21 protein-coding genes and 2 tRNA genes are annotated in these 22496 nt (G+C 59.6%); 10 read left to right on the forward strand and 13 right to left on the reverse strand.

Annotation, left to right across the window (positions count from 1 at the left end; genetic code table 11):
* Positions 1 to 3 precede the first annotated feature (3 nt).
* On the forward strand, positions 4 to 1098 hold the full coding sequence (gene ddlA / locus ACYZUC_RS25015) for a D-alanine--D-alanine ligase (RefSeq protein ID WP_461991047.1): 1095 nt from the start codon (positions 4 to 6) through the stop codon (positions 1096 to 1098).
* 30 nt (positions 1099 to 1128) lie between these two features.
* Positions 1129 to 1557 carry a TOBE domain-containing protein gene (locus ACYZUC_RS25020; protein WP_461991049.1) on the forward strand — a complete coding sequence of 143 codons (429 nt, stop codon included), beginning with the start codon at positions 1129 to 1131 and terminating at the stop codon, positions 1555 to 1557.
* A 31-nt stretch (positions 1558 to 1588) separates the two neighbouring features.
* On the opposite strand, the gene ACYZUC_RS25025 is transcribed toward ACYZUC_RS25020, so the two are convergent.
* Positions 1589 to 1960, reverse strand: a complete 372-nt coding sequence (locus ACYZUC_RS25025) for a helix-turn-helix domain-containing protein (RefSeq protein ID WP_008025840.1) — start codon at positions 1958 to 1960, stop codon at positions 1589 to 1591.
* A gap of 192 nt (positions 1961 to 2152) precedes the next feature.
* Complete coding sequence (ggt, locus tag ACYZUC_RS25030; protein ID WP_461991051.1) at positions 2153 to 3985, reverse strand: gamma-glutamyltransferase; 1833 nt, start codon at positions 3983 to 3985, stop codon at positions 2153 to 2155.
* A gap of 152 nt (positions 3986 to 4137) precedes the next feature.
* On the opposite strand from ggt, the gene ACYZUC_RS25035 reads away from it, so the two are divergent.
* Positions 4138 to 5247: a DUF2817 domain-containing protein gene (locus ACYZUC_RS25035; protein WP_461991053.1), complete on the forward strand. Its 1110-nt coding sequence runs from the start codon at positions 4138 to 4140 to the stop codon at positions 5245 to 5247.
* 196 nt (positions 5248 to 5443) lie between these two features.
* On the opposite strand, the gene ACYZUC_RS25040 is transcribed toward ACYZUC_RS25035, so the two are convergent.
* Positions 5444 to 5520: transfer RNA gene (locus tag ACYZUC_RS25040), tRNA-Met, on the reverse strand.
* A 116-nt stretch (positions 5521 to 5636) separates the two neighbouring features.
* The gene (locus ACYZUC_RS25045) at positions 5637 to 7832 is read right to left on the reverse strand and encodes a methyl-accepting chemotaxis protein (RefSeq protein ID WP_461991055.1); all 2196 of its coding nucleotides are present in this window, start codon (positions 7830 to 7832) and stop codon (positions 5637 to 5639) included.
* Positions 7833 to 8017: 185 nt separating this feature from the next.
* On the opposite strand from ACYZUC_RS25045, the gene ACYZUC_RS25050 reads away from it, so the two are divergent.
* Complete coding sequence (locus ACYZUC_RS25050) at positions 8018 to 9235, forward strand: MFS transporter (protein ID WP_008037203.1); 1218 nt, start codon at positions 8018 to 8020, stop codon at positions 9233 to 9235.
* A gap of 177 nt (positions 9236 to 9412) precedes the next feature.
* On the opposite strand, the gene ychF is transcribed toward ACYZUC_RS25050, so the two are convergent.
* From ychF to ACYZUC_RS25090, 8 genes are all read right to left on the reverse strand, one after another.
* Positions 9413 to 10513: a redox-regulated ATPase YchF gene (ychF, locus tag ACYZUC_RS25055; RefSeq protein WP_461991057.1), complete on the reverse strand. Its 1101-nt coding sequence runs from the start codon at positions 10511 to 10513 to the stop codon at positions 9413 to 9415.
* Positions 10514 to 10536: 23 nt separating this feature from the next.
* Positions 10537 to 11121 carry an aminoacyl-tRNA hydrolase gene (gene pth, locus ACYZUC_RS25060; protein WP_008037207.1) on the reverse strand — a complete coding sequence of 195 codons (585 nt, stop codon included), beginning with the start codon at positions 11119 to 11121 and terminating at the stop codon, positions 10537 to 10539.
* 170 nt (positions 11122 to 11291) lie between these two features.
* The gene (locus tag ACYZUC_RS25065; RefSeq protein ID WP_461991060.1) at positions 11292 to 11891 is read right to left on the reverse strand and encodes a 50S ribosomal protein L25/general stress protein Ctc; all 600 of its coding nucleotides are present in this window, start codon (positions 11889 to 11891) and stop codon (positions 11292 to 11294) included.
* Positions 11892 to 12032: 141 nt separating this feature from the next.
* Positions 12033 to 12974 carry a ribose-phosphate pyrophosphokinase gene (locus ACYZUC_RS25070; protein ID WP_003208392.1) on the reverse strand — a complete coding sequence of 314 codons (942 nt, stop codon included), beginning with the start codon at positions 12972 to 12974 and terminating at the stop codon, positions 12033 to 12035.
* 45 nt (positions 12975 to 13019) lie between these two features.
* Positions 13020 to 13094 (reverse strand) — tRNA-Gln (locus ACYZUC_RS25075).
* 36 nt (positions 13095 to 13130) lie between these two features.
* A complete protein-coding gene (gene ispE, locus ACYZUC_RS25080) occupies positions 13131 to 13982 on the reverse strand; it encodes a 4-(cytidine 5'-diphospho)-2-C-methyl-D-erythritol kinase (protein ID WP_032828609.1) in 852 nt (283 codons plus the stop codon).
* A gap of 2 nt (positions 13983 to 13984) precedes the next feature.
* Positions 13985 to 14602, reverse strand: coding sequence for a lipoprotein insertase outer membrane protein LolB (lolB, locus tag ACYZUC_RS25085; RefSeq protein WP_461991062.1), 618 nt, complete (start codon positions 14600 to 14602; stop codon positions 13985 to 13987).
* Positions 14603 to 14606: 4 nt separating this feature from the next.
* Positions 14607 to 16331 (reverse strand): tetratricopeptide repeat protein, encoded by a 1725-nt coding sequence (locus tag ACYZUC_RS25090; protein WP_461991064.1) that lies wholly within the window; start codon positions 16329 to 16331, stop codon positions 14607 to 14609.
* A gap of 362 nt (positions 16332 to 16693) precedes the next feature.
* Here ACYZUC_RS25090 and hemA point away from each other — a divergent pair, with 362 nt between their 5' ends.
* The 6 genes from hemA to ACYZUC_RS25120 all read left to right on the forward strand — a co-directional run bounded on the left by hemA (position 16694) and on the right by ACYZUC_RS25120 (position 22049).
* Positions 16694 to 17983, forward strand: coding sequence for a glutamyl-tRNA reductase (gene hemA / locus ACYZUC_RS25095; RefSeq protein ID WP_223415250.1), 1290 nt, complete (start codon positions 16694 to 16696; stop codon positions 17981 to 17983).
* Positions 17980 to 19062, forward strand: coding sequence for a peptide chain release factor 1 (gene prfA / locus ACYZUC_RS25100; RefSeq protein WP_461991066.1), 1083 nt, complete (start codon positions 17980 to 17982; stop codon positions 19060 to 19062). Before hemA ends, prfA begins: the two co-directional genes overlap by 4 nt.
* A complete protein-coding gene (prmC, locus tag ACYZUC_RS25105; protein ID WP_461991068.1) occupies positions 19063 to 19893 on the forward strand; it encodes a peptide chain release factor N(5)-glutamine methyltransferase in 831 nt (276 codons plus the stop codon). It abuts the gene before it with no gap.
* Positions 19887 to 20642 (forward strand): molybdopterin-synthase adenylyltransferase MoeB, encoded by a 756-nt coding sequence (locus ACYZUC_RS25110; RefSeq protein ID WP_461991070.1) that lies wholly within the window; start codon positions 19887 to 19889, stop codon positions 20640 to 20642. Before prmC ends, ACYZUC_RS25110 begins: the two co-directional genes overlap by 7 nt.
* A complete protein-coding gene (murI, locus tag ACYZUC_RS25115; protein ID WP_461991072.1) occupies positions 20635 to 21426 on the forward strand; it encodes a glutamate racemase in 792 nt (263 codons plus the stop codon). The genes ACYZUC_RS25110 and murI overlap by 8 nt, the downstream gene beginning before the upstream one ends.
* 104 nt (positions 21427 to 21530) lie before the next feature.
* On the forward strand, positions 21531 to 22049 hold the full coding sequence (locus tag ACYZUC_RS25120; protein WP_461991074.1) for an acyloxyacyl hydrolase: 519 nt from the start codon (positions 21531 to 21533) through the stop codon (positions 22047 to 22049).
* 130 nt (positions 22050 to 22179) lie between these two features.
* Here the strand turns inward: ACYZUC_RS25120 and ACYZUC_RS25125 are convergent, their stop codons facing one another.
* Positions 22180 to 22485 (reverse strand): YkgJ family cysteine cluster protein, encoded by a 306-nt coding sequence (locus ACYZUC_RS25125; RefSeq protein ID WP_008025864.1) that lies wholly within the window; start codon positions 22483 to 22485, stop codon positions 22180 to 22182.
* Between the last annotated feature and the right edge of the window lie 11 nt (positions 22486 to 22496).

Here is a 22496-nt window from a genome sequence, read left to right on the forward strand (position 1 = left end):
TGAATGAGCAAACTGCGGGTAGGCATTATTTTTGGTGGCCGTTCGGCGGAGCACGAAGTGTCGCTGCAATCGGCGAAAAACATCGTCGACGCGCTGGATCGTTCGCGCTTCGATCCGGTGTTGATCGGTATCGACAAGCAGGGTCATTGGCACTTGAACGATCCGTCGAACTTCCTGTTGAACCAGGAAAACCCGGCGCTGATCGCCCTCAACCAGTCCAACCGTGAACTGGCCGTGGTGCCGGGCAAAACCCGTCAGCAACTGGTGGAGACTTCCAGTCAGGAGCTGTTGGGCCACGTTGATGTGATTTTCCCGATCGTCCACGGCACGCTGGGTGAAGACGGTTGCCTGCAAGGGTTGCTGCGCATGGCCGATCTGCCGTTTGTCGGCTCCGATGTACTGGGCTCGGCGGTGTGCATGGACAAGGACATCAGCAAGCGCCTGCTGCGCGATGCCGGGTTGGCGGTGACGCCGTTCGTGACCCTGACCCGCGCAACCGCCAAGCGCACCGGGTTCGCCGAGGTCCGGGGCAAACTCGGGCTGCCGCTGTTCGTCAAACCGGCGAATCAGGGCTCTTCGGTGGGCGTGAGCAAGGTCAACGATGAAGCCGAGTACACAGCAGCGGTCGAACTGGCCCTCGGTTTCGATGAAAAAGTGCTGGTCGAATCCGCCGTCAGCGGCCGCGAGATCGAATGCGCGGTGCTCGGCAACGAAGACGCTATCGCCAGTGGCTGTGGCGAAATCGTCGTGCGCAGTGGGTTTTATTCCTACGACAGCAAGTACATCGACGCACAGGCCGCGCAAGTGGTGGTTCCGGCTGACATCAGCACCGAAGCCAGCGAACGCATTCGGGCCCTGGCCGTCGAGGCGTTTCAGGTGCTCGGCTGCTCCGGGCTGGCGCGGGTCGATGTGTTCCTGACGGACAGCGGTGAAGTGTTGATCAACGAGATCAACTCGCTGCCCGGTTTCACCCGCATCAGCATGTACCCCAAGTTGTGGCAGGCCACGGGCATGACGTACAGCGAGCTGGTCAGTCGTCTGATCGAGCTGGCGCTTGAAAAGCACAAGGCACGGCAGGCTTTGAAAATCTCTCGCTAAGTAAAACTAACTATTTGTGGAGACAACATCGTGAAAGTCAGCGCACGTAATGTATTCAAAGGCACCATCAGTCAATTGCAACCAGGCGCGGTCAATGCCGAGGTATCGCTGAAACTGGCGGGCGGCAATCAGTTGGTGGCGGTGGTTACCATGGAAAGCGTGAAAAGCCTCGGCCTGGCGGTCGGCAAGGACGCCATCGCGCTGGTCAAAGCGCCGTGGGTCATGTTGATGACCGAATCCAGTGACATTCGCCTGTCGGCGCGCAACTGCCTCGAAGGCAGAGTCACCAGCGTCATCGACGGCGCGGTGAACGCCGAAGTAGTGATCCAGCTCGATGGCGGTGACGAGGTTTACTCGATCGTGACACGCCAGGCTGTTGCAGAACTGGGCCTGGCGCCGGGTGTGAGTGCGACGGCGGTGATCAAGGCGTCGCATATTATTTTGGGTGTGCCGGCGTGATTTGAGGTTTCAACTGCAGACAGGATGAAGGTCAAGCCTGCTTCACAGGCTTGATCAAGCTCTCGGCAGGTATGCCGAATAGATCATGAAGTTTCCAGATCATAGGAAGCGTTAATGCACGCTTGCCGTTGAGCACTTCGTAGACTCGGTTTGTCCGGCCTATGGCGGGCGCAAGGTCTGCGGCGGACAGACCAGATTGCTCCATGCGAAATTTGATTGCATCGATCGGATTGGGCAAATCGACAGGAAACTGCTTCGATTCATACGCTTCAATAAGCGTGATCATGATGTCGAAGTAGTCACCCTCAGGGGTGCCAGGCTCTGGTTCATTGTCGAACATTGCTGACACGCTCTTGAGGGCTGCACGGTAGTCCTCGTCGGTGTGAATCGGACGAATATTCATGGGTTACTCCATCTCGACAGTGTTGGCGTCGATGGGACAGGCCTGGTCGGCTACGGGAAAATCGGTCTTCAAACTCTATCTTGGAAGCATTCATCTGCGGGTAGGAAAAGGCTGCGCAAGCTGGACGATCAGGATGGGTTCTCCATTAAAAAGGCTTACCTCCCGGTAAGCCTTTTCCCTGCCATGTAGGACTCAATCCCCCAACGCTTCCCCCTCACGCCTTGGATCCGCTCCACCCGCCAGCGACGCTTTCCCCAGCGCATCCCTGACCCGGACAATCGCCTGCGTCCCGCTGGTCATGTCGATCTCGCTCACGTTGTGCCCTTTGTCCTTCAGCGCCTGAATCAGCTCGGCGCTGAACTGCCCGCGTTCCAGTTCGGTCGGGCCGTTGCGGCTGCCGAAGTTGGGCAGGTTGATGGCGGTTTGCGGGTCGAGGTTCCAGTCGAGCAGGCCGAGGGTGGATTTGGCCACGTACTCGATGATTTGCGAGCCGCCGGGAGAGCCGATGGTGGCGAGGAATTCGCCGCTCTGGCGGTCGAAGATCAGGGTCGGCGCCATGGAGGAGCGCGGGCGTTTGCCGGGTTCTACGCGGTTGGCGACCTTTTGCCCGTTTTCTTCGGGGATGAACGAGAAGTCGGTCATCTGATTGTTGAGCAGAAAGCCCTGGACCATCAGGTGCGAGCCGAACGCGGATTCGACCGTGGTGGTCATCGACACTGCACCACTCTGGTCATCGACCGCCACCACCTGAGAGGTGGAAATGCGCAGTGGCGAGCGGTCCGGCGCGTAGGCGACCTGAATGCCTGGCGGCGTGCCGGGTTTGGCCGTGCCCATGCTGCGATCACCGATCAGAGCGGCGCGGCTGGCCAGATAGGTCGGGTCCACCAGACCTTTGACCGGGACGGGCACGAAGTCGCTGTCGGCGACGTACTGTGCACGGTCGGCGTAGGCGAGGCGCTCGGCTTCGGAGATCAGGTGCACGGCTTCAGGGGGCGGTTCGATGCCAGCGGGTTGGGCGCTTTTGACTGGCTTCAGTGGCGCCAGGGCATAACGCGGGTCGCGGGCTTCCAGCGCCTGCAAGGTGCCGAGAATCTGCGCCACGGCGATCCCGCCCGACGACGGTGGCGGCATGCCGCAGACCTGCCAGCGTTTGTAATCGGTACACAACGGCGCGCGTTCCTTGGCGGTGTAACCGTTGAGGTCGTTCAGTGACAGGGTGCCGGGGTTGGCGTGGCCCTGAACCTTGGCGACGATTTCCTGCGCGATGGGGCCTTTGTACAGCGCATCGGGACCTTCCTTGGCGATGCGTTTGAACACGGCGGCCAGTGCCGGATTTTTCAGTGAGGTGCCGACGGCTTTCGGGCTGCCATCCGCGTTCAGGAAGTACGCCATCATGTCCGGCGAGCGCTGCATGGACGAATCCGAAGCAATCAGCTGATACAGGCGCGGCGAGATGGCGAAGCCTTGTTCCGCGAGTTTGATCGCTGGCTCGAACAGCTGCGCCCAGGGCAGGCGCCCGTGTTTCTGATGAGCCAGTTCCAGCGCCCGTAACACGCCCGGCGTGCCGACCGAGCGACCGCCAATCTGCGCCTGAGTGAACGGCATCGGTTTGCCATCGGCCTGCAAGAACAGCTTCTCGGTGGCGCCGGCCGGCGCGGTTTCACGACCGTCGTACGTGCGCACGGCTTTGCCATCCCACAACACAATCAACGCGCCACCACCGATCCCCGACGATTGCGGCTCGACCAGCGTCAGCACTGCTTGCATGGCGATGGCGGCATCAATCGCCGAACCGCCCTGGCGCAGCATCGCCCGTCCGGCTTCGGCGGCGAGTGGGTTGGCTGCTGCTGCCATGTGTTTCGAGGCGTGGCGGGTTTGCAGGTCGGTGCGATAGCCCGAGGCGGTTTCCGGTGCGACCGGTAAGGTCGAGGAGGGCGGGGCACTGCACGCCGCGAGGATTAATGCACTGGCAATCAGCGAAAGGGCTGACAGGCGATAGCGGCTCAAATGAAGGGTTGAGAACACGCGGGGCACTCCGTCCGTGGGAAAAGTTCAGGGGACTTTATCGGCCGACAGGAAGCGACGCAAACCACAGGGCGTTTTGTCCTTCATCCAGTGACGGATTTTCTGTAGGGTCGAGGGCAACAGGCAGGCCAGAAAACAAACAAGAGGCAGACATGCAGACCGACTTTCCCACCCAGCCCGGCTATCGCACCCAGCGTGAACAATTTCTGGCAGCAGCGACCATGGCCGGCGCGACGCTGACTGAGTACCCGCACCCGCTCAAAGGGCCGTTCGGTGAGCCGTTGAGCACCGATGTGGCGGTGCTCGGTGATCCGGGCGCCAAACGCTTGCTGATCGCGTTGAGTGGCACTCACGGGGTCGAAGGTTTCTATGGCTCGGGCTGTCAGATCAAATGGATGCAGGAGTTGGGCAAGCGTTCTCTGCCGGCCGATGTCGCCGTGGTGTTCGTTCATCTGATCAATCCCTGGGGGGCGGCGTGGTTGCGCCGGGTCAACGAAGACAACATCGACCTGAACCGCAATCACCTGAACTTTGAACATCCACTGCCGGACAACCGGGCCTACGCCGCGCTGCATGAAATCTATGCCTGCACTGAGTTGACAGGCCCCGAGCGTGATCGCGCCGATGCGCTGCTTAACCAGCAGATCCACGATCACGGCTGGCCGGCGGTGATGTCGATTGTCGAGGGCGGCCAGCACAGTCATCCCGATGGTCTGTTTTATGGCGGGCGGGCGCCGAGTTGGTCGAACCGCACGTTGCACCAGATCCTGCAAAAGCATGTCGCCCACGCCGAGGTCGCCATGTGCTTTGACTTGCACACCGGCGCCGGGGAGTACGGCCATCCGATGTTGCTGACCATCACCGAGTCCGCTTATCCAGCGTTGCAGGATGCGCAGGCGATCTACGGGCCATGGCTCTACACGCTGCTGACCGGTGCCGATACGCTGAGCGAAACCGGTGTGGCCGCGACGGCAACCGGCTACACCTCGCAGGCGCTGATCGATGCGTTGCCGCAGGTGCGCCTGATGCCCTTCGTGATTGAGTGCGGGACGTATCCGGGGGCAGAGGTTCATCGTCATCTGCGTGACGATCATTGGTTGCATCTGCACGGCAATCCTGGCGATGCCGTGGGGCGCGAGATCAAACTGAATCTGCTGGAACAGTTCTATCCTGCCGACAGCGACTGGCAGGCGATGGTCTGGTTGCGTACGTGGCAGATATGGGAGCGGGCGTTGTCGGCGTTGGCGGCAATGCGTTCCTGACAGGCGTTGTGGTCCGGCTGAGGTTTTGTGGTGCCTGTCAGGCCGCCATCGCCAGCAAGCCGGCTCCTACAGGTTTTGCGTTGATCGAAGAGTTTGCGTACGACACATGCCCGTGTATGTGTCGGCCAAAGAATTCGTGCACTTTTCTCCGGGCATAAAAAAACGGCCTACCTTTCGGTAAGCCGTTTTTAGTACTTGGTGGCTACACAGGGACTTGAACCCCGGACCCCAGCATTATGAATGCTATGCTCTAACCAACTGAGCTATGTAGCCAAGTGGCGCGCATTATTCACCGGTAATGCAGATGCGTCAAGCGTAAATCTAAAATATTTCTCTACGCTTTCAACCGCTTATCCACCTGAGCCGAAAAAACGGACCGGAGGAGGGCGTCAACCGAGCTGGAATCTCCCGGTATTGGCACTCAGGGCCTTGCTGCCCTGGCTCAAGGTGTCCGCCGCCAGGTTCACTGCCCGCGCACCTTCGAGCAAGCGGACAGCCGCCTGATCGACCTGCTGGATGTTGCCGCTGACTTCGTCGGCGGTGGTCGCTTGCTCGTCGACCGCCGTGGCAATTTGCGCCAATGTATCGGTGACACTCTGCACGGCGCTGGCGATTTCCCCCAGTCTTTCGCCGAGGCCAGTGACCGCTTGTGCATCGGATTGTGCCTGGCCACAGGCGGCTTCCATCAGGCTCACGGCTTCATTCACTGTGTTACGCAAACTGTCGACGGTGCCGGCAATCTGCGCGGTCGACGATTGGGTGCGTTGCGACAGGCTGCGCACTTCATCGGCCACCACCGCAAAACCACGGCCCTGTTCACCGGCGCGAGCGGCTTCGATCGCTGCGTTGAGCGCCAACAGGTTGGTCTGCTCGGCGACGCCGCGAATGGTGTCCACAACCAACTGAATCTGCTGCCCTTGTTCGCTGACCCGTCCGAGTGCAGCCGCCGTGTCGTTCAAACGCTGGTTGAGCTGCTGGATGCTCGCCGTTGTGCGCTGGCTGTCACGGCTGCTGTCGGCGGCGATGCGCTGGGTATGCTGAGCGCTGCCAGAGGCCTGTTCGCAACTCTGGGCAACCCCTTGGGAGGTGGCGGCCAATTGCGTTGCCGCTGCCGCGATCTGGCTGATCTGCAATTGCTGCGCCTCTACCTCGCCCAAGGCGCCACTGGAATGGTGATTGAGCGTGCGCACCGCGTTACTCAGCTGCAAGGTTTCGTGATCGACCCCCAACAGACTGTTGCGCAGTTGCACCACCGCAACGTTGAGCGCGGTGCTGATCGCTGCCAGTTCGTCGCGGCCTTCAACCGGTACTTGCAGGCTCAGATTGCCGTCGCGCAGGGCTTCGGCCAGCAGCGTGATGCCGCTGGCGCTGCGGCGAATCGAGGCCTGCAAGCAGATGAACAGGTACAGCGCGGCCAGCAGCAGGCAGCCAAAGATCACGGCCACCAGAATGAACTGGCGGATCGCCGAGCCATGGTAGTAATCCAGACGCTGATCCAGCGAGACCAACGACTGCTGACGCAGCGAAGCGAGGTCGGTGAGCAGACTGTCCAGGCTGCGTTCGAACTCCTCGGGTTTGAGTTTGATGCTGCCGCCAAACACGCCGTCATCGAGGACTTTCAGCTCGGCGTCGAGGTGTTTGAGGTTGTCATGGTACTGCCCGGCCCACGTCTGCAAGGCACTGGGCAGGCGCGCTTCCAGCAGGCCTGCGGTTTTGACAAGCTGCTCACGGGCGTCGCCGATGCGGCTGCGCAGGTCGCGCAATTGCAGGCGGCTTTGCAGGGTGAATTGCCCGGACACCACCGACGCCTGGCCGACGCTGGCCAGACGGCCGACGCGCTCGATCAGGTCCGGCGCGTGTTGCGTCGAGATCTGCGTCAGCAGGTAGGTTTCCAGCCACGGCGCGAGGGTCAGGCGATTGTCCATGGCGATCTGCTCGCGCAGGGCCTGCAGAGCACTCAAGGCGTTGGTGAAACGGTCGTAACCGTCCGGCCACCAGCCGACGCTGCTCAGGCTTTTCGAATCGAGGCCGTTGAGCGCGGTTTGCAGCGCTTGGTAGCGAGTGAGGGTTTCGCCCTCGGCGCCTTCGGTTTGCAACGCGTTGCCAAGGTCCGTGGTGGCTTGCGCGACCGCCGGCTGAACGGCATCGAACGCCGCCATCGCGGCGAGGGTGGCCGGTGTCGGTTGGCGATTGGTCTCGGTGGCACGCCAGCGCGCGGCGCGGTCACGCTGGGCGGCGAGCAGGTTATCCAGCGCATCCAGTGCGAGCAACTGCCGGACCCCGGCACGCTCGCCGGAAATCAGGTTCAGTTTGGCGCGATAGTCCTGGCCGATCATCAGCAGGCTACCCGCCAGTGGCAGGATAAACAGCAGAAACAACAACTGAAATTTACGGGCGAAGCCGAAACGCCCCAGCAACCCGATCCCCGGAGATAAAAAAGCCTGCATGCCCCATGACTCCTCTGGACACCACGCACTAATCGCGTGCGTCGAGGTCGTTGCGACCGCGACTTGTGCCCTTTTTAAAGGCCTCGAAAGTTCACCCTCGTCAGCTCTGTAGGCTGACTCTGTAGCGAAACTTCCCATTCTCGGCACCCTTTGTAAGGGCGCCGCGTTGAAGGGGATTAACAAGGCAAGATTCAGACCATGGCGTTGCGCTATTACTTGGGATTTTAGTTCGTTAGCTGGCTAAGGGGATGGCGCTGCTGCACTGAAAAATGGCACATTGACGCACCTGCCCGTGTGCACCCATCTGTTGTACGGAAACTCCCATGGCTATCAGCAATGCCCAGACCGGCGCGACGCCGGCATCCGCGACGTCACAAAGCAGCCCTCTGGTCATGCGCATCATCGGCGCCGTGGCGCTGGCGCATTTGATCAACGACCTGATTCAGTCGGTGCTGCCGTCGATCTACCCGATGCTCAAGGCCAACTACGGCCTGACCTTCACCCAGGTCGGCCTGATCACCCTGACCTTTCAACTGACGGCCTCGCTGTTGCAACCGTGGGTTGGTTACCACACCGATCGTCATCCCAAACCCTGGCTGCTTCCGGCCGGTACGGTGTGTACGTTGATTGGTATTTTGATGATGTCGGTGGTCGGCAGCTTTCCGATGATCCTGCTGGCGGCAGGGCTGATCGGCATTGGTTCCTCGACCTTTCACCCGGAAGCTTCCCGTGTGGCTCGACTGGCTTCGGGCGGGCGCTTCGGTCTGGCGCAATCGACGTTCCAGGTGGGCGGTAACGCGGGTTCGGCCTTCGGTCCATTGCTGGCGGCGGCGATCATCATTCCGTTCGGCCAGGGCCATGTGGCGTGGTTCGGCTTGTTCGCGTTGTTTGCGCTGTTCGTGCTCTACCGGATCAGCCGTTGGTACGCCAATCACTTGAACCTGTTCAAGCTCAAGCAAGGTCAGGCGGCCACTCATGGCTTGTCGAAGGGCAGGGTCACCAGTGCGCTGGTGGTGCTGGGGCTGCTGGTGTTCTCCAAGTATTTCTACATGGCCAGTCTGACCAGTTACTTCACCTTCTACCTGATCGAGAAGTTCGACCTCTCGGTGGCCAGTTCGCAGCTGCATTTGTTCCTGTTTCTGGGGGCGGTGGCGGCGGGGACGTTCTTCGGCGGGCCGATTGGCGACAAGATCGGGCGTAAGGCGGTGATCTGGTTTTCGATCCTTGGGGTTGCGCCGTTCACCCTGATCCTGCCGCATGTTGATTTGTTCTGGACCAGCATTCTGAGCGTGGTGATTGGCTTCATCCTGGCCTCGGCATTCTCGGCCATTGTGGTTTATGCACAGGAATTGGTTCCGGGTAATGTCGGGATGATTGCCGGGGTGTTCTTCGGGCTGATGTTCGGTTTCGGCGGGATTGGCGCGGCGTTGCTGGGGCATCTGGCGGACGTGCACGGCATCGAATACGTGTACTTCCTGTGCTCTTTCCTGCCGTTGTTGGGTGTGTTGGCGATCTTCCTGCCAAGAACCAAAAAGGCCTGAACACCACTGAACTGTAGGAGCGTGGCTTGCCCGCGAAGAACGATGACGCGGTGATTCAGGTAAACCGCGTTATCGTTCTTCGCGGGCAAGCCACGCTCCTACAGGATTGGGTGTTGCCCGGATTTCAGGTACAAAAAAGCCGCGTATCAAACGCGGCTTTTTTATTCAGCGGGTGCCTTACACGTTGAAGCGGAAGTGCATCACGTCGCCGTCTTTCACGATGTAATCCTTGCCTTCCAGACGCCATTTACCGGCTTCTTTGGTGCCGGCTTCGCCTTTGTACTGGATGAAGTCGTCGTAGGCGATGACTTCGGCGCGGATGAAGCCTTTTTCGAAGTCGGTGTGGATCACGCCAGCGGCTTGCGGTGCGGTGGCACCAACGCGGACAGTCCAGGCGCGGACTTCTTCGACACCGGCGGTGAAGTAGGTCTGCAGGTGCAGCATTTCGTAGCCGGCGCGGATCACGCGGTTCAGGCCAGGCTCTTCGAGGCCCAGGGCTTCGAGGAACATGTCTTTCTCTTCGCCGTCTTCCAGTTCGGCGATTTCGGCTTCGATCTTGTTGCAGACCGGAACCACCATGGCGCCTTCTTCTTCGGCGATGGCTTTGACGATGTCCAGCAGCGGGTTGTTCTCGAAACCGTCTTCAGCGACGTTGGCGATGTACATGACCGGCTTGGTAGTCAGCAGGTGGAAGCCACGGATCACCGCTTTGTCGTCGGCGGCCATGTTCTTCATCAGGGTACGAGCAGGCTTGCCGAGAGTGAAGTGAGCGATCAATTGCTCCAGCAGGCCTTTCTGGACCACGGCGTCCTTGTCACCACCCTTGGCGTTGCGGGCGACTTTCTGCAGTTGCTTCTCGCAGCTGTCGAGGTCGGCGAAGATCAGTTCCAGGTCGATGATCTCGATGTCGCGTTTCGGGTCGACGCTGTTGGAGACGTGAATCACGTTCTCGTCTTCGAAGCAGCGGACCACGTGAGCGATGGCATCGGTCTCACGGATGTTGGCGAGGAATTTGTTGCCCAGGCCTTCACCTTTCGAGGCGCCGGCAACGAGGCCCGCGATGTCGACGAATTCCATGGTAGTCGGCAGGATGCGCTTTGGATTGACGATGGCCGCCAGGGCGTCCAGGCGCGGATCCGGCATCGGCACGATACCGGTGTTCGGTTCGATGGTGCAGAAGGGGAAGTTCTCGGCCGCGATCCCGGATTTGGTCAGGGCGTTGAACAGGGTGGACTTACCGACGTTAGGCAGGCCGACGATGCCGCAATTGAATCCCATGGTGTTTTCCCCGAGGAGTAGAGTCAGGCCTTCTGGCTGTGCAGGTTTTTCATCGCGCGGTTCCATTCCCCGGCGAGGATATCCGGCAGCACGCCGAGGGCAAAGTCGATGCTGGCATCGAGTTTTTCCTGTTCGGCGCGTGGCGCACGACCCAGGACGAAATTTGAAACCATACTGGCTACGCCCGGATGGCCAATGCCAAGCCGCAAGCGGTAGAAGGTATTCTGATTGCCCAGTTGCGCGATGATGTCGCGCAACCCGTTGTGACCGCCATGGCCGCCGCCCTGTTTGAGTTTGGCAACGCCCGGTGGCAGGTCGAGTTCGTCATGCGCCACGAGGATTTCTTCAGGCTTGATGCGGAAGAATCCGGCGAGTGCCGCCACGGCCTGGCCGCTGCGGTTCATGTACGTGGTGGGAATCAGCAGACGAACATCCTGACCCTGATGCGAATAGCGCCCGGTCAGGCCGAAATATTTGCGGTCCGCTACAAGGTTGACGCCTTGTGCGTTCGCGATGCGCTCAACAAAAAGGGCCCCTGCGTTATGCCGGGTCTGTTCGTATTCAGCGCCTGGATTTCCCAGGCCAACGATCAGTTTGATGGCAGTCACGATAGGGGCCCTTCTTTGGAGTGGTGGATAACATCGCCGCAATCCGGGTGTGCGGCGAAAGTGGACGACAAGTGCTCATTTACCATTATGTAAACTCCGCGTTCTCGCCCGCTTTCTCGCTACGTTCCAGTCCGCGATGTTACCGGGTCACTCCGGCATCACAGAGTGAATTACTCTGCAGCGCCTTCAGCAGCTTCTGGAGCAACACGTGGAGCGTGGACGTTGGCAACAGCCTTGTCATCGCCGTGTGCCAGAGCAACAAACTCAACGCCTTTAGGGGCTTTGAGGTCGGACAGGTGAATGATCGAACCGATTTCGGCGTTAGCCAGGTCGACTTCGATGAATTCAGGCAGGTCTTTTGGCAGGCAGGTCACTTCGATTTCAGCAACAACGTGCGAAATCTCGCCGCCTTTCTTCACTGGTGCTTCTTCGTTGATGAAGTGCACTGGAACGATAGCGGTCAGCTTTTGGCCGGCAACTACGCGTACGAAGTCAGCGTGCAGCACGTGGCCTTTGGCCGGGTGACGTTGCAGAGCTTTGATGATTACGTTTTGCTTGGTGCCGCCAACGTTCAGCTCGATGATGTGGCTGTAAGCCGCTTCGTTTTCGAGCAGTTTGGCAACTTCTTTAGCCAGCATGCTGATGGATTCAGGGGCTTTTTCGCCACCGTAAACTACAGCTGGTACCAGGCTTGCGAGACGACGCAGGCGGCGGCTCGCACCTTTCCCCAGGTCGGAACGCACTTCAGCATTCAGAGTAAAATCGTTCATGTTGTATCTCCAAAATAACCACATTCGCCCCAGCGTTTGCGACCAGCGCTAAAGGCGATATGGGCAAAAAAGCCCCGCCCCGACAGGAATGCCGGGGCGGGGCGCTTTTCGTCAACGAGCGGTTCGAGAAGGGCAGGGCCCTTAACGGAACATCGCGCTGATCGATTCTTCATTGCTGATGCGGCGGACCGCTTCGGCAACAACCGGCGCGATATCCAGTTGACGGATACGCGAGCAGGCTTGAGCAGCAGCGGACAACGGGATGGTGTTAGTCACCACCAGTTCGTCCAGCATGGAATTTTCAATGTTTTCGATCGCCCGACCGGACAGCACAGGGTGTGTGCAGTAGGCGAAAACCTTGGCAGCGCCATGCTCTTTCAAAGCCTTTGCCGCGTGGCACAGAGTGCCGGCGGTATCGACCATGTCATCGACCAGAATACAGGTACGCCCTTCGACATCACCGATGATATGCATCACTTCAGAGTGATTGGCTTTCTCACGGCGTTTGTCGATGATCCCGAGATCCACGCCCAAGGATTTGGCAACAGCACGTGCACGCACGACGCCGCCAATGTCCGGGGACACGATCATCAGGTTTTCGAAGCGCTGATCTTCAATGTCATCCACCAGAACGGGGGAGCCGTAGATGTTATCTACCGGAATATCGAAGAAACCCTGGATTTGGTCAGCATGCAGATCAACCGTGAGAACACGGTCGATGCCGACTACGGTAAGCATGTCAGCGACGACTTTCGCGCTGATAGCCACACGTGCGGAACGCGGACGGCGATCCTGACGGGCATAACCAAAGTAAGGAATAACAGCAGTAATACGAGTAGCCGAGGAGCGGCGGAAGGCATCAGCCATCACTACCAGTTCCATCAGGTTATCGTTGGTCGGAGCGCAAGTCGGCTGAATAATGAAGACATCTTTACCGCGGACGTTTTCATTGATCTCGGCTGTGATTTCGCCGTCGGAAAACTTACCGACAGAGATGTCACCGAGAGGGATATGCAGCTGACGTACGACACGCCGAGCCAGATCGGGGTTAGCATTCCCCGTAAAGACCATCATCTTGGACACGCGCAGTACCTAGAGGCTGAGGGTAACCTGGATGAGTATAGAAAATGGCAGGGGCGGCTGGATTCGAACCAACGCATGGCAGGATCAAAACCTGCTGCCTTACCGCTTGGCGACGCCCCTGTATCTGTTGCAACGATTACCCAGTAATCGGTTCCTTTAGAGCAGACTTTGCAGCTTGCGATGCAACATCGAAACGTTGCTTCCTTTTGCTACAAACCCTGTAAGGGTCTCTGTAAGAAGGGCCGAGACTTTATCAGCTTCAGCTTTGCTTGGGAAGCCCCCAAACACACAACTTCCAGTTCCGGTGAGTTTTGCTTCGGTAAAATTACCTAACAAATTCAATGCGTTACGTACATCTGGATAACGCCTTGCTACCACCGGTAAGCAGTCATTTCGACTGTTTCCCTTGGGAACGGGGCGCACTTTAATGGGAGAAGAGTTACGTGTCAACAACGGATCTGAAAAAATTTCTGCTGTACTTACAGATACTTGCGGCACAAGCACGAGATACCACGGTTCTTCGGGGTCTACAGGGGTGAGTTTCTCTCCCACACCCTCGGCGAAAGCCGCGTGGCCACGCACGAAAACCGGGACGTCGGCGCCCAGCGTCAGGCCCAGTGCGGCCAGTCGATCTTCATCCCAACCCAATTGCCAGAGGTGATTGAGTCCGAGCAAAGTCGTCGCGGCATTTGAACTGCCGCCACCGATGCCGCCGCCCATGGGCAGGATTTTTTCGATCCAGATGTCGATGCCGAGCGAACAACCGGATTGCTCCTGAAGTTTTTTTGCCGCTCGAACAATCAGATTGCTGTCGTGCGGTACGCCGTCGAATTCGGTGTGCAGTTGAATCACACCGTCGTCGCGCACGGCGAAAGTGATTTCATCGCCGTAGTCGAGAAACTGAAAAATCGTCTGCAACTCGTGGTAACCGTCTTCACGGCGACCGAGGATGTGCAGCATCAGATTGAGTTTGGCCGGGGAGGGCAGCGTCAAGCGTGGGGTCGTCATGTTCATTGCCCCAGTTTGCGCGGTTGCCATTCCTTGATCACCAGCGTGACGTCAAGGTCGGTGCCATGCAGTTTGATCCGCTCGGGCAGCCAATAGCCGTTTTGCTCGGCGTAACTCAGGTATTCGACTTGCCAGCCATCCTGTTCCAGATTGGCCAGGCGACTGTCCGCGTCCAGGGTCAGGCGGCTCTTGCTGTCCGGCGCCGGGAGTCCGCGGACCCACCACGCCAGGTGGGACACCGGCAACTTCCAGCCGAGCTGTTCTTCGAGCAGCACTTCCGGCGTCGGCGCTTCATAGCGCCCCTGATTGGCGACTTCCAGCGAGACCTTTCCGGGGTGTCCGGTCAGGCGTGCGGCGCCGCGACCCAGAGGCCCCGAAAGGCGAATGTCGTAATACGCCTGGCGCTGCAACCAGAACAGCGTGCCGCTGCCCGAGTCTTTTGGCGCGCGAATGCCGATCTTGCCGTTGATCTGCCAGCCGTCGAGGCCGGTCAGTTGTTCTTTGTGAACGCGCCACAGGCCGGCGTCACCCTGACCCTGTACCGATTCGCGGGCACCGAAGCCCGCGCAACCGGCGAGCAGGGCGATGAAACTGAAAACGATGAAGTGGCGCAAAAACATATTCTTAAAGAGTCTCTGATCCGGTCAGGCGCTTGATGGTGCCGCGCAGGATTGGGCTGTCGGGTTGTTCCTTGAGGAACTTGCCCCAGATTTGTTTGGCTTCGCGTTGTTTGCCATTGGCCCACAGGACTTCGCCGAGGTGAGCGGCCACTTCCTGGTCGGGAAAGCGATCCAGTGCCTTGCGCAGCAGTTTTTCCGCTTCGTCGAGATTGCCCATGCGGAAATTCACCCAGCCGAGGCTGTCGAGTACCGCCGGGTCTTCCGGATTGATCTGGTGTGCCTGTTCGATCAGGGCCTTCGCTTCGGCATAACGCGTCGTGCGGTCGGACAAGGTGTAGCCAAGGGCGTTCAGCGCCATGGCGTTGTCCGGGTCGCGCTTGATGATCAGCCGCAGGTCTTTTTCCATCTGCGCCAGGTCATTGCGTTTTTCCGCCTGCATGGCGCGGGTGTACAGCAGATTCAGATCGTCCGGGTATTGCTGCAAGGCTTTGTGCAGAACATTCCAGGCCTTGTCCCCCTGTTTATTGGCAGACAGGGTTTCGGCTTCGATCAGATACAGCTGAATCGCGTAATCGGGTTGTTCGTCACGCTCGGCCGCCAGGCGGCTTTGCGCTTCGGCGGTCTTGCCGTTATTCATCAGGATATCGGCCTGACGCAACTGTGCCGGCAGGTAGTCGTTGCCCGGACCGACCTTGGCGTATTCGATCAGGGCGCCCTGGGGATCGTTGCGCTCTTCAGCGATACGGCCGAGGTTCAAGTGTGCCGAGTCGACGTGGCTTTCACGGGCGATCAGGTCTTCCAGGTAACCCTTGGCCTCGTTCCAGGCCTTGGCTTCCAGGCACACCAGCGCCAGGGAGTAACGCAATTCGTCGTCTTCGGGGTACTGCTGAACCAGGCTTGAGAACTCGGCTTTGGCGTCGTCCATCCGGTCCTGTTCGACCAGCATGCGGGCATATGTCAGGCGCAGGCGTTTGTCGTCCGGGTATTTCTTGATGCTTTTTTGCAGCAGCGGCAACGCTTCATCACCACGATTGAGCGTTTGCAGCAGGCGTGCACGCAGCAGAATCGGGGCTATTTCGCCGTCGTCCGGCGGGTTGTCTTCCAGCAGCGTCAGTGCGCCTTTGCTGTCGCCATCCTGTTGCATCAACAAGGCCTTGCCGAAAATCAGCTGGCTGTTGTTGGGATGACGCTGCAACAAACGGTCAAAACTTTTCATCAGACCGTTGCGGGTTTCCTGATCGGTATCGGCCGCGGACAGGGCCAGGAAATCGAAATGCGTGTCGCCCTTGCCTTGAAGGACTTTCTCCATATAAGCCATGGAGTCGTCATAACGCCCGGCGCGAGCCAGTTGCACGGCGGCGGCCCGTTGCGCCTCGAGGTCGTCCGGGGCGTTTTTCGCCCAGATCAGCGCGGTGTCCAGGGCGGCCTGATCGGCGCCCAGGTACTCGGCGATGCGAAACGCCCGTTCGGAGATGCCCGGATCCTGGGTGTTGATGGCCTGGGTCACGTAGTTGTCCAGCGCAATGTCGAAACGATTGCGTTGGCCAGCCAGTTCGGCGCTCAACAGGCTGAAGATGGTTTCTTCGCTGAATGAGCTGTAGACCTTGGGCTTTTCAGGGGCCGGAGTGCTGTCTTCGACCGGCGGCGTACCGTCCGACGAAACGGGTGCCAAGGCTTGGCAGCCGCTGAGGAAGACAAAAGCGAGGAGCAACGCGGAAGATCTATTCATATAGGAAGAGGACGACTAACCTGCGGTCAGATCATCATGACACAAGCCTTCGGCCAAACATAACCGGCCGGGCAATTTACCCTTGCACGTACGGAACGTGTCGGACAACCCCTGTAGGAGCCGGCTTGCCGGCGATGGACTGACAGGCGCCGCGTCCTTTCCAGAATAAATGCATCATCGTTCACGACCATCGCCGGCAAGCCGGCTCCTACAGTAGGGCGGTGTGCGGGACAAAGTGTGTGTAAACGAGAACCGCTCGCAACCCCTGGCGCCACCTACCGGACCAATAGAGATCGAGTAGTTGTTCTGAATCTGTCGAAGTAGGACAATTGCCGGCTTCACGTCACCATCAGCGACCTTGAATGGCCTTCCTTGCACTCGGTATTAACCACAAGACTGCTTCAGTAGACGTCCGCGAGCGCGTGGCCTTTACCCCTGAGCAGCTGGTGGAGGCCTTGCAGCAGCTCTGCCGACTCACCGACAGCCGCGAAGCTGCGATCCTCTCCACCTGCAATCGCAGTGAACTCTATATAGAACAGGATCACCTTTCGGCGGACGTCGTGCTGCGCTGGCTGGCCGATTATCACCATCTGAGCCTCGACGAGCTGCGCGCGAGCGCTTATGTGCATGAAGATGATGCGGCAGTTCGTCACATGATGCGGGTCGCCTCCGGGCTCGATTCGCTGGTGCTGGGCGAACCGCAGATCCTCGGCCAGATGAAGTCCTGCTACGCCGTGGCCCGCGAGGCCGGCACCATCGGTCCGCTGCTCGGGCGTTTGTTCCAGGCCACGTTCAATGCGGCCAAACAAGTGCGCACCGACACCGCCATCGGCGAGAACCCGGTGTCCGTGGCGTTTGCCGCGGTCAGCCTGGCGAAACAGATTTTCAGCGACCTGCAACGCAGCCAGGCCTTGCTGATCGGCGCCGGCGAGACCATCACCCTGGTCGCCCGCCATCTGCACGAGCTGGGGGTAAAACGCATCGTCGTCGCCAACCGCACCCTGGAACGCGCAAGCATTCTGGCCGAGCAGTTTGGCGCCCATGCCGTGTTGCTCTCGGACATTCCGGCCGAACTGGTGCGCAGCGATATCGTCATCAGTTCCACCGCCAGCCAGTTGCCGATCCTCGGTAAAGGCGCGGTGGAAAGTGCCTTGAAACTGCGCAAGCACAAGCCGATCTTCATGGTGGACATCGCCGTACCGCGCGATATCGAGCCTGAAGTTGGCGAGTTGGACGACGTTTACCTTTATAGCGTCGACGATCTCCACGAAGTGGTCGCCGAAAACCTCAAGAGCCGTCAAGGCGCTGCGCAAGCGGCGGAAGAGATGGTTTCGGTCGGCGCCGAAGATTTCATGATCCGTCTGCGTGAACTGGCAGCGGTGGATGTTCTCAAGGCCTATCGCCAACAAAGCGAGCGCCTGCGTGACGAAGAATTGCAGAAGGCCCAACGCATGCTGGCCAACGGCAGCAGCGCCGAAGACGTGCTGGTGCAACTGGCACGTGGCTTGACCAACAAACTCTTGCACGCCCCGAGCGTGCAGTTGAAAAAGCTCTCAGCCGAAGGTCGCCTCGACGCACTGGCCATGGCCCAGGAACTCTTTGCCCTCGGTGAGGGCTCATCGGATAGCTTTTCGGATAAAAAACCGCAATGAAAGCGTCACTGCTCAATAAGCTGGACATCCTCCAGGACCGTTTCGAGGAATTGACCGCCTTGCTTGGCGACGGCGAGGTCATTTCCGACCAGACCAAATTCCGCGCCTATTCCAAGGAATACGCGGAAGTCGAGCCGATTGTCGACGCCTATAAACAGTTGCTAAAAGTACAGAGCGACCTCGAAGGCGCCCAGGCACTGCTCAAGGACAACGACCCGGACATGCGTGAAATGGCCGTGGAAGAAGTCCGCGAAGCCAAAGAGCAATTGATCGAGATCGAAGCCAGCCTGCAACGCATGCTGCTGCCCAAGGACCCGAACGACGGGCGCAACGTGTTCCTTGAAATCCGCGCCGGCACTGGCGGTGACGAGGCGGCGATCTTCTCCGGCGACCTGTTCCGCATGTATTCGCGTTACGCCGAGCGTCGCGGCTGGCGTGTGGAAATCCTCTCGGAAAACGAGGGCGAACATGGCGGCTATAAAGAAGTCATCGCCCGCGTCGAAGGCGACAACGTCTACGGCAAGCTGAAATTCGAATCCGGCGCGCACCGCGTGCAACGGGTTCCGGCCACTGAGTCCCAGGGGCGTATCCACACCTCGGCGTGCACCGTGGCCGTATTGCCCGAGCCGGACGAGCAGGAAGCGATCGAAATCAACCCGGCGGATTTGCGGGTCGATACCTACCGTTCTTCCGGTGCCGGTGGCCAGCACGTCAACAAGACAGACTCGGCGATCCGCATCACGCACTTGCCGTCCGGTATCGTCGTCGAGTGCCAGGAAGAACGTTCCCAGCACAAGAACCGCGCCCGGGCGATGTCCTGGCTGTCGGCCAAGCTCAATGATCAGCAGACCAGCGCCGCAGCGAATGCCATCGCCAGCGAGCGTAAGTTGCTGGTCGGTTCGGGTGATCGCTCCGAGCGCATCCGTACCTACAACTTTGCCCAGGGCCGGGTCACCGACCACCGGGTCAACCTGACGCTGTATTCCCTCGACGAAATTCTCGCGGGCGGTGTCGATGCAGTGATCGAACCGTTGCTGGCCGAGTACCAGGCCGACCAATTGGCAGCGATAGGTGACTAAATGACGATCATTGCCAGTTTGTTGCGCGCCGCTGATTTACCCGACTCGCCGACGGCGCGTCTGGATGCCGAATTGCTGCTGGCGGCGGCGTTGGGCAAGTCCCGCAGTTTTCTGCACACCTGGCCGGAGCGCATCGTTCCGAGCGACGCCGCGCTGAAGTTTGCCGAATACCTACAACGCCGTCGTGGCGGTGAGCCGGTGGCTTACATTCTGGGCCAGCAAGGTTTCTGGAAGCTGGATCTGGAAGTTGCGCCGCACACCTTGATCCCGCGCCCGGACACCGAATTGCTGGTGGAAGCCGCGCTGGAATTGTTGCCCGCCACCCCCGCGAAGGTCCTCGATCTCGGCACCGGCAGCGGCGCCATTGCGTTGGCCCTGGCCAGCGAGCGTCGTGCGTGGAGCGTCACCGCTGTGGATCGTGTACTCGAAGCCGTGGCCCTGGCCGAGCGCAATCGTCAGCGTTTGCACCTGAACAACGCCACCGTGCTGAGCAGTCATTGGTTCAGCGCCCTGGAAGGTCAGCGTTTTCAACTGATCATCAGCAACCCGCCGTACATTGCATCCGCCGATCCGCATCTGGTGGAAGGCGATGTGCGCTTTGAACCGGCCAGTGCCTTGGTGGCTGGCGTCGACGGGCTCGACGATCTGCGTTTGATCGTCGCCCAGGCACCGGACTATCTGGACGCGGGCGGCTGGCTGATGCTCGAACACGGTTATGATCAAGCCGAAGCCGTGCGCGATTTGTTGCAGACACGCGGCTTTGAAGAAGTCCACAGCCGCACCGATCTGGGCGGCCACCAACGGATCAGCCTGGGGCGCCTGCCGTGCTGAATGATCAGGAATTGTTGCGCTACAGTCGGCAGATTCTGTTGCAGCACGTCGACATCGACGGCCAGTTGCGATTGAAAGAAAGCCGCGTGTTGATCGTCGGTCTCGGCGGTCTCGGTTCGCCGGTTGCGCTGTACCTCGCCGCCGCTGGCGTCGGTGAGTTGCATCTGGCGGACTTCGACACCGTCGACCTGACCAACCTGCAACGCCAGATCATTCACGACACCGACAGCGTCGGCCAGACCAAGGTCGATTCGGCGATCCGCCGCCTGAGCGCGATCAACCCCGAGATCAAGCTGCTCGCCCATCGTGCCGCGCTGGACGAAGATTCCCTGGCCGCTGTGGTGGCCACAGTGGACCTGGTCCTCGACTGTTCCGACAATTTTTCCACCCGCGAGGCGGTCAACGCTGCGTGCGTGGCGGCCGGTAAACCGTTGGTCAGCGGCGCAGCGATTCGTCTTGAAGGGCAATTGTCGGTGTTCGACCCGCGTCGTCCGGACAGTCCGTGCTACCACTGTTTATACGGGCACGGCAGCGAAGCTGAATTGACGTGCAGTGAAGCGGGCGTCGTCGGTCCTTTGGTGGGATTGGTCGGCAGCCTTCAGGCGCTGGAAGCGATGAAACTGCTGGCCGGTTTCGGCGAACCGCTGGTAGGGCGCCTGTTGTTGATCGATGCCTTGGGCTCGCGCTTCCGTGAATTGCGCGTCAAGCGTGATCCGGGCTGCAGCGTCTGCGGGCCGAAACATGCGTGAAGCGCCCATTGGCGTGTTCGACTCCGGGGTCGGTGGGCTGTCGGTGCTGGCCGAGGTCCAGCGTTTGCTGCCCAATGAGTCTCTGCTGTACGTCGCCGATTGCGGCAATATTCCCTACGGCGAGAAAACCCCGGAATTCATTCGTCATCGTTGCAGCGTGATGGCCGAATTTTTTCAGCAGCAAGGCGCCAAGGCCCTGGTGCTGGCCTGCAACACGGCGACGGTGGCCGGTGTTGCCGATTTGCGGCGCGACTTCCCCGAGTGGCCCATCGTCGGCATGGAGCCTGCGGTCAAACCGGCCGCCGCCGCGACCCGCAGTGGCGTGGTCGGTGTCCTCGCCACCACCGGCACCTTGCAGAGCGCCAAGTTCGCTGCGCTGCTCGACCGTTTCGCCACCGATGTGCGGGTGATCACTCAGCCGTGCCCGGGGCTGGTGGAGCTGATTGAAAACGGCGATCTGCACAGTCCCGCCCTGCGTGAGTTGCTGGCCCGCTATGTCGGGCCGCTGCTCGCCGCAGGCTGCGACACGATAATTCTCGGCTGCACGCATTACCCCTTCCTAAAGCCGTTGCTTAAGCAGATGATCCCCGAGGACATCAGCCTGATCGATACCGGCGCCGCCGTCGCGCGACAACTTCAGCGGCTGTTGGCCGAGCGTGAATTGCTCGCTGAAGGTCCGGCTCGCGCAGCCCGATTCTGGACGAGTGCCGAACCGGAACATTTCAGAAATATCTTGCCGATACTGTGGAATACCGCTGGCGTTGTGCAAAGCTTCAATAGGTAGTTCGGGGAAGCGGGTAATTGGGGTGAACTTCTGATTAAGCGTCGACTTCTATTGCTGTAAGCAACAAAAAAACCATACGAAATCGTACGGAAAAGGATGTTTCTATGAAGCGACTATTCTGCTTGGCCGCGATTGCGGCCGCATTGATGGGGCAAAGTTTCACCGCACAAGCGGCAGGCGTGGAGTTCGGGGTCGGCCAGACCAGCGATTCGACCATGACCTATCGATTGGGCATGCAATTCGATTGGGACAAGAGCTGGTTGCAAAGTGACGTCGGTCGTTTGACCGGTTACTGGAGTGGTGCCTACACCTATTGGGAAGGCGACGAGACTTCCAGCAACCACAGCCTGTCTTTCTCGCCGGTGTTTGTTTATGAGTTTGCCGGTCAGAACGTCAAGCCCTATGTAGAACTCGGGGTTGGCGTGGCGTTGTTCTCCCATACCGAACTTGAAGAAAACAAACTGGGCACTGCCTTTCAGTTCGAAGACCGTTTCGGGTTTGGTCTGCGTTTTGCGGGCGGGCATGAAGTCGGGATTCGTGCGACGCACTATTCCAATGCGGCGCTCAGCAGCCCGAACGATGGTGCAGAAAGTTACGCGCTGCACTACACGATGCCGTTGTAACGCTAAAAGCTTCGCGGGCAAGCCTCGCTCCTACAGGTTTCATGTCGTACTCACCGTTACGACATACCGCAAAACCTGTAGGAGCGAGGCTTGCCCGCGAAGGCATCAGATCAGGCAACACATTTCTAAACTAACGATACGCCGTGCTAATCCCCTGGCGCTCTTCGATGCACTCCGGTGCGCCCATCTCGAACTCCCGGCAGATCAGCGGGCGTTTTTCGTAGATGGTGCACATCATCGTGTTGCGATCCAGTGCGGCGCACCAGCCGTCGTCCAGGCGCAGCATGACTTCCCCACCCCAATCATCGGTATCGATAAAACGTTCGGGCACGCCCGTGTCGGTGATCAGCATCACTTCGAGCTGGCAGCAACAGGCCGCGCAGGTCGAGCATGTGACCGCAGGCTCGGTGATTTGCGTGTGGGGAATGGTTTTCATGGCACGCAGTG

Source organism: Pseudomonas sp. GT1P32 (genome assembly GCF_054897805.1).

Excerpts from the sequence above, each read along its gene's own strand:
- ACYZUC_RS25120 (WP_461991074.1), top strand. The coding sequence starts at position 21,531 with ATGAAGCGACTATTCTGCTTGGCCGCGATTGCGGCCGCATTGATGGGG.
- ACYZUC_RS25025 (WP_008025840.1), bottom strand. The coding sequence starts at position 1,960 with ATGAATATTCGTCCGATTCACACCGACGAGGACTACCGTGCAGCCCTC.
- ACYZUC_RS25050 (WP_008037203.1), top strand. The coding sequence starts at position 8,018 with ATGGCTATCAGCAATGCCCAGACCGGCGCGACGCCGGCATCCGCGACG.
- prfA (WP_461991066.1), top strand. The coding sequence starts at position 17,980 with ATGAAAGCGTCACTGCTCAATAAGCTGGACATCCTCCAGGACCGTTTC.
- lolB (WP_461991062.1), bottom strand. The coding sequence starts at position 14,602 with ATGTTTTTGCGCCACTTCATCGTTTTCAGTTTCATCGCCCTGCTCGCC.
- ACYZUC_RS25045 (WP_461991055.1), bottom strand. The coding sequence starts at position 7,832 with ATGGGAAGTTTCGCTACAGAGTCAGCCTACAGAGCTGACGAGGGTGAA.
- ACYZUC_RS25090 (WP_461991064.1), bottom strand. The coding sequence starts at position 16,331 with ATGAATAGATCTTCCGCGTTGCTCCTCGCTTTTGTCTTCCTCAGCGGC.
- ddlA (WP_461991047.1), top strand. The coding sequence starts at position 4 with ATGAGCAAACTGCGGGTAGGCATTATTTTTGGTGGCCGTTCGGCGGAG.
- hemA (WP_223415250.1), top strand. The coding sequence starts at position 16,694 with ATGGCCTTCCTTGCACTCGGTATTAACCACAAGACTGCTTCAGTAGAC.
- murI (WP_461991072.1), top strand. The coding sequence starts at position 20,635 with ATGCGTGAAGCGCCCATTGGCGTGTTCGACTCCGGGGTCGGTGGGCTG.
- ychF (WP_461991057.1), bottom strand. The coding sequence starts at position 10,513 with ATGGGATTCAATTGCGGCATCGTCGGCCTGCCTAACGTCGGTAAGTCC.
- prmC (WP_461991068.1), top strand. The coding sequence starts at position 19,063 with ATGACGATCATTGCCAGTTTGTTGCGCGCCGCTGATTTACCCGACTCG.
- ispE (WP_032828609.1), bottom strand. The coding sequence starts at position 13,982 with ATGACGACCCCACGCTTGACGCTGCCCTCCCCGGCCAAACTCAATCTG.
- ACYZUC_RS25065 (WP_461991060.1), bottom strand. The coding sequence starts at position 11,891 with ATGAACGATTTTACTCTGAATGCTGAAGTGCGTTCCGACCTGGGGAAA.
- ACYZUC_RS25125 (WP_008025864.1), bottom strand. The coding sequence starts at position 22,485 with ATGAAAACCATTCCCCACACGCAAATCACCGAGCCTGCGGTCACATGC.
- ACYZUC_RS25035 (WP_461991053.1), top strand. The coding sequence starts at position 4,138 with ATGCAGACCGACTTTCCCACCCAGCCCGGCTATCGCACCCAGCGTGAA.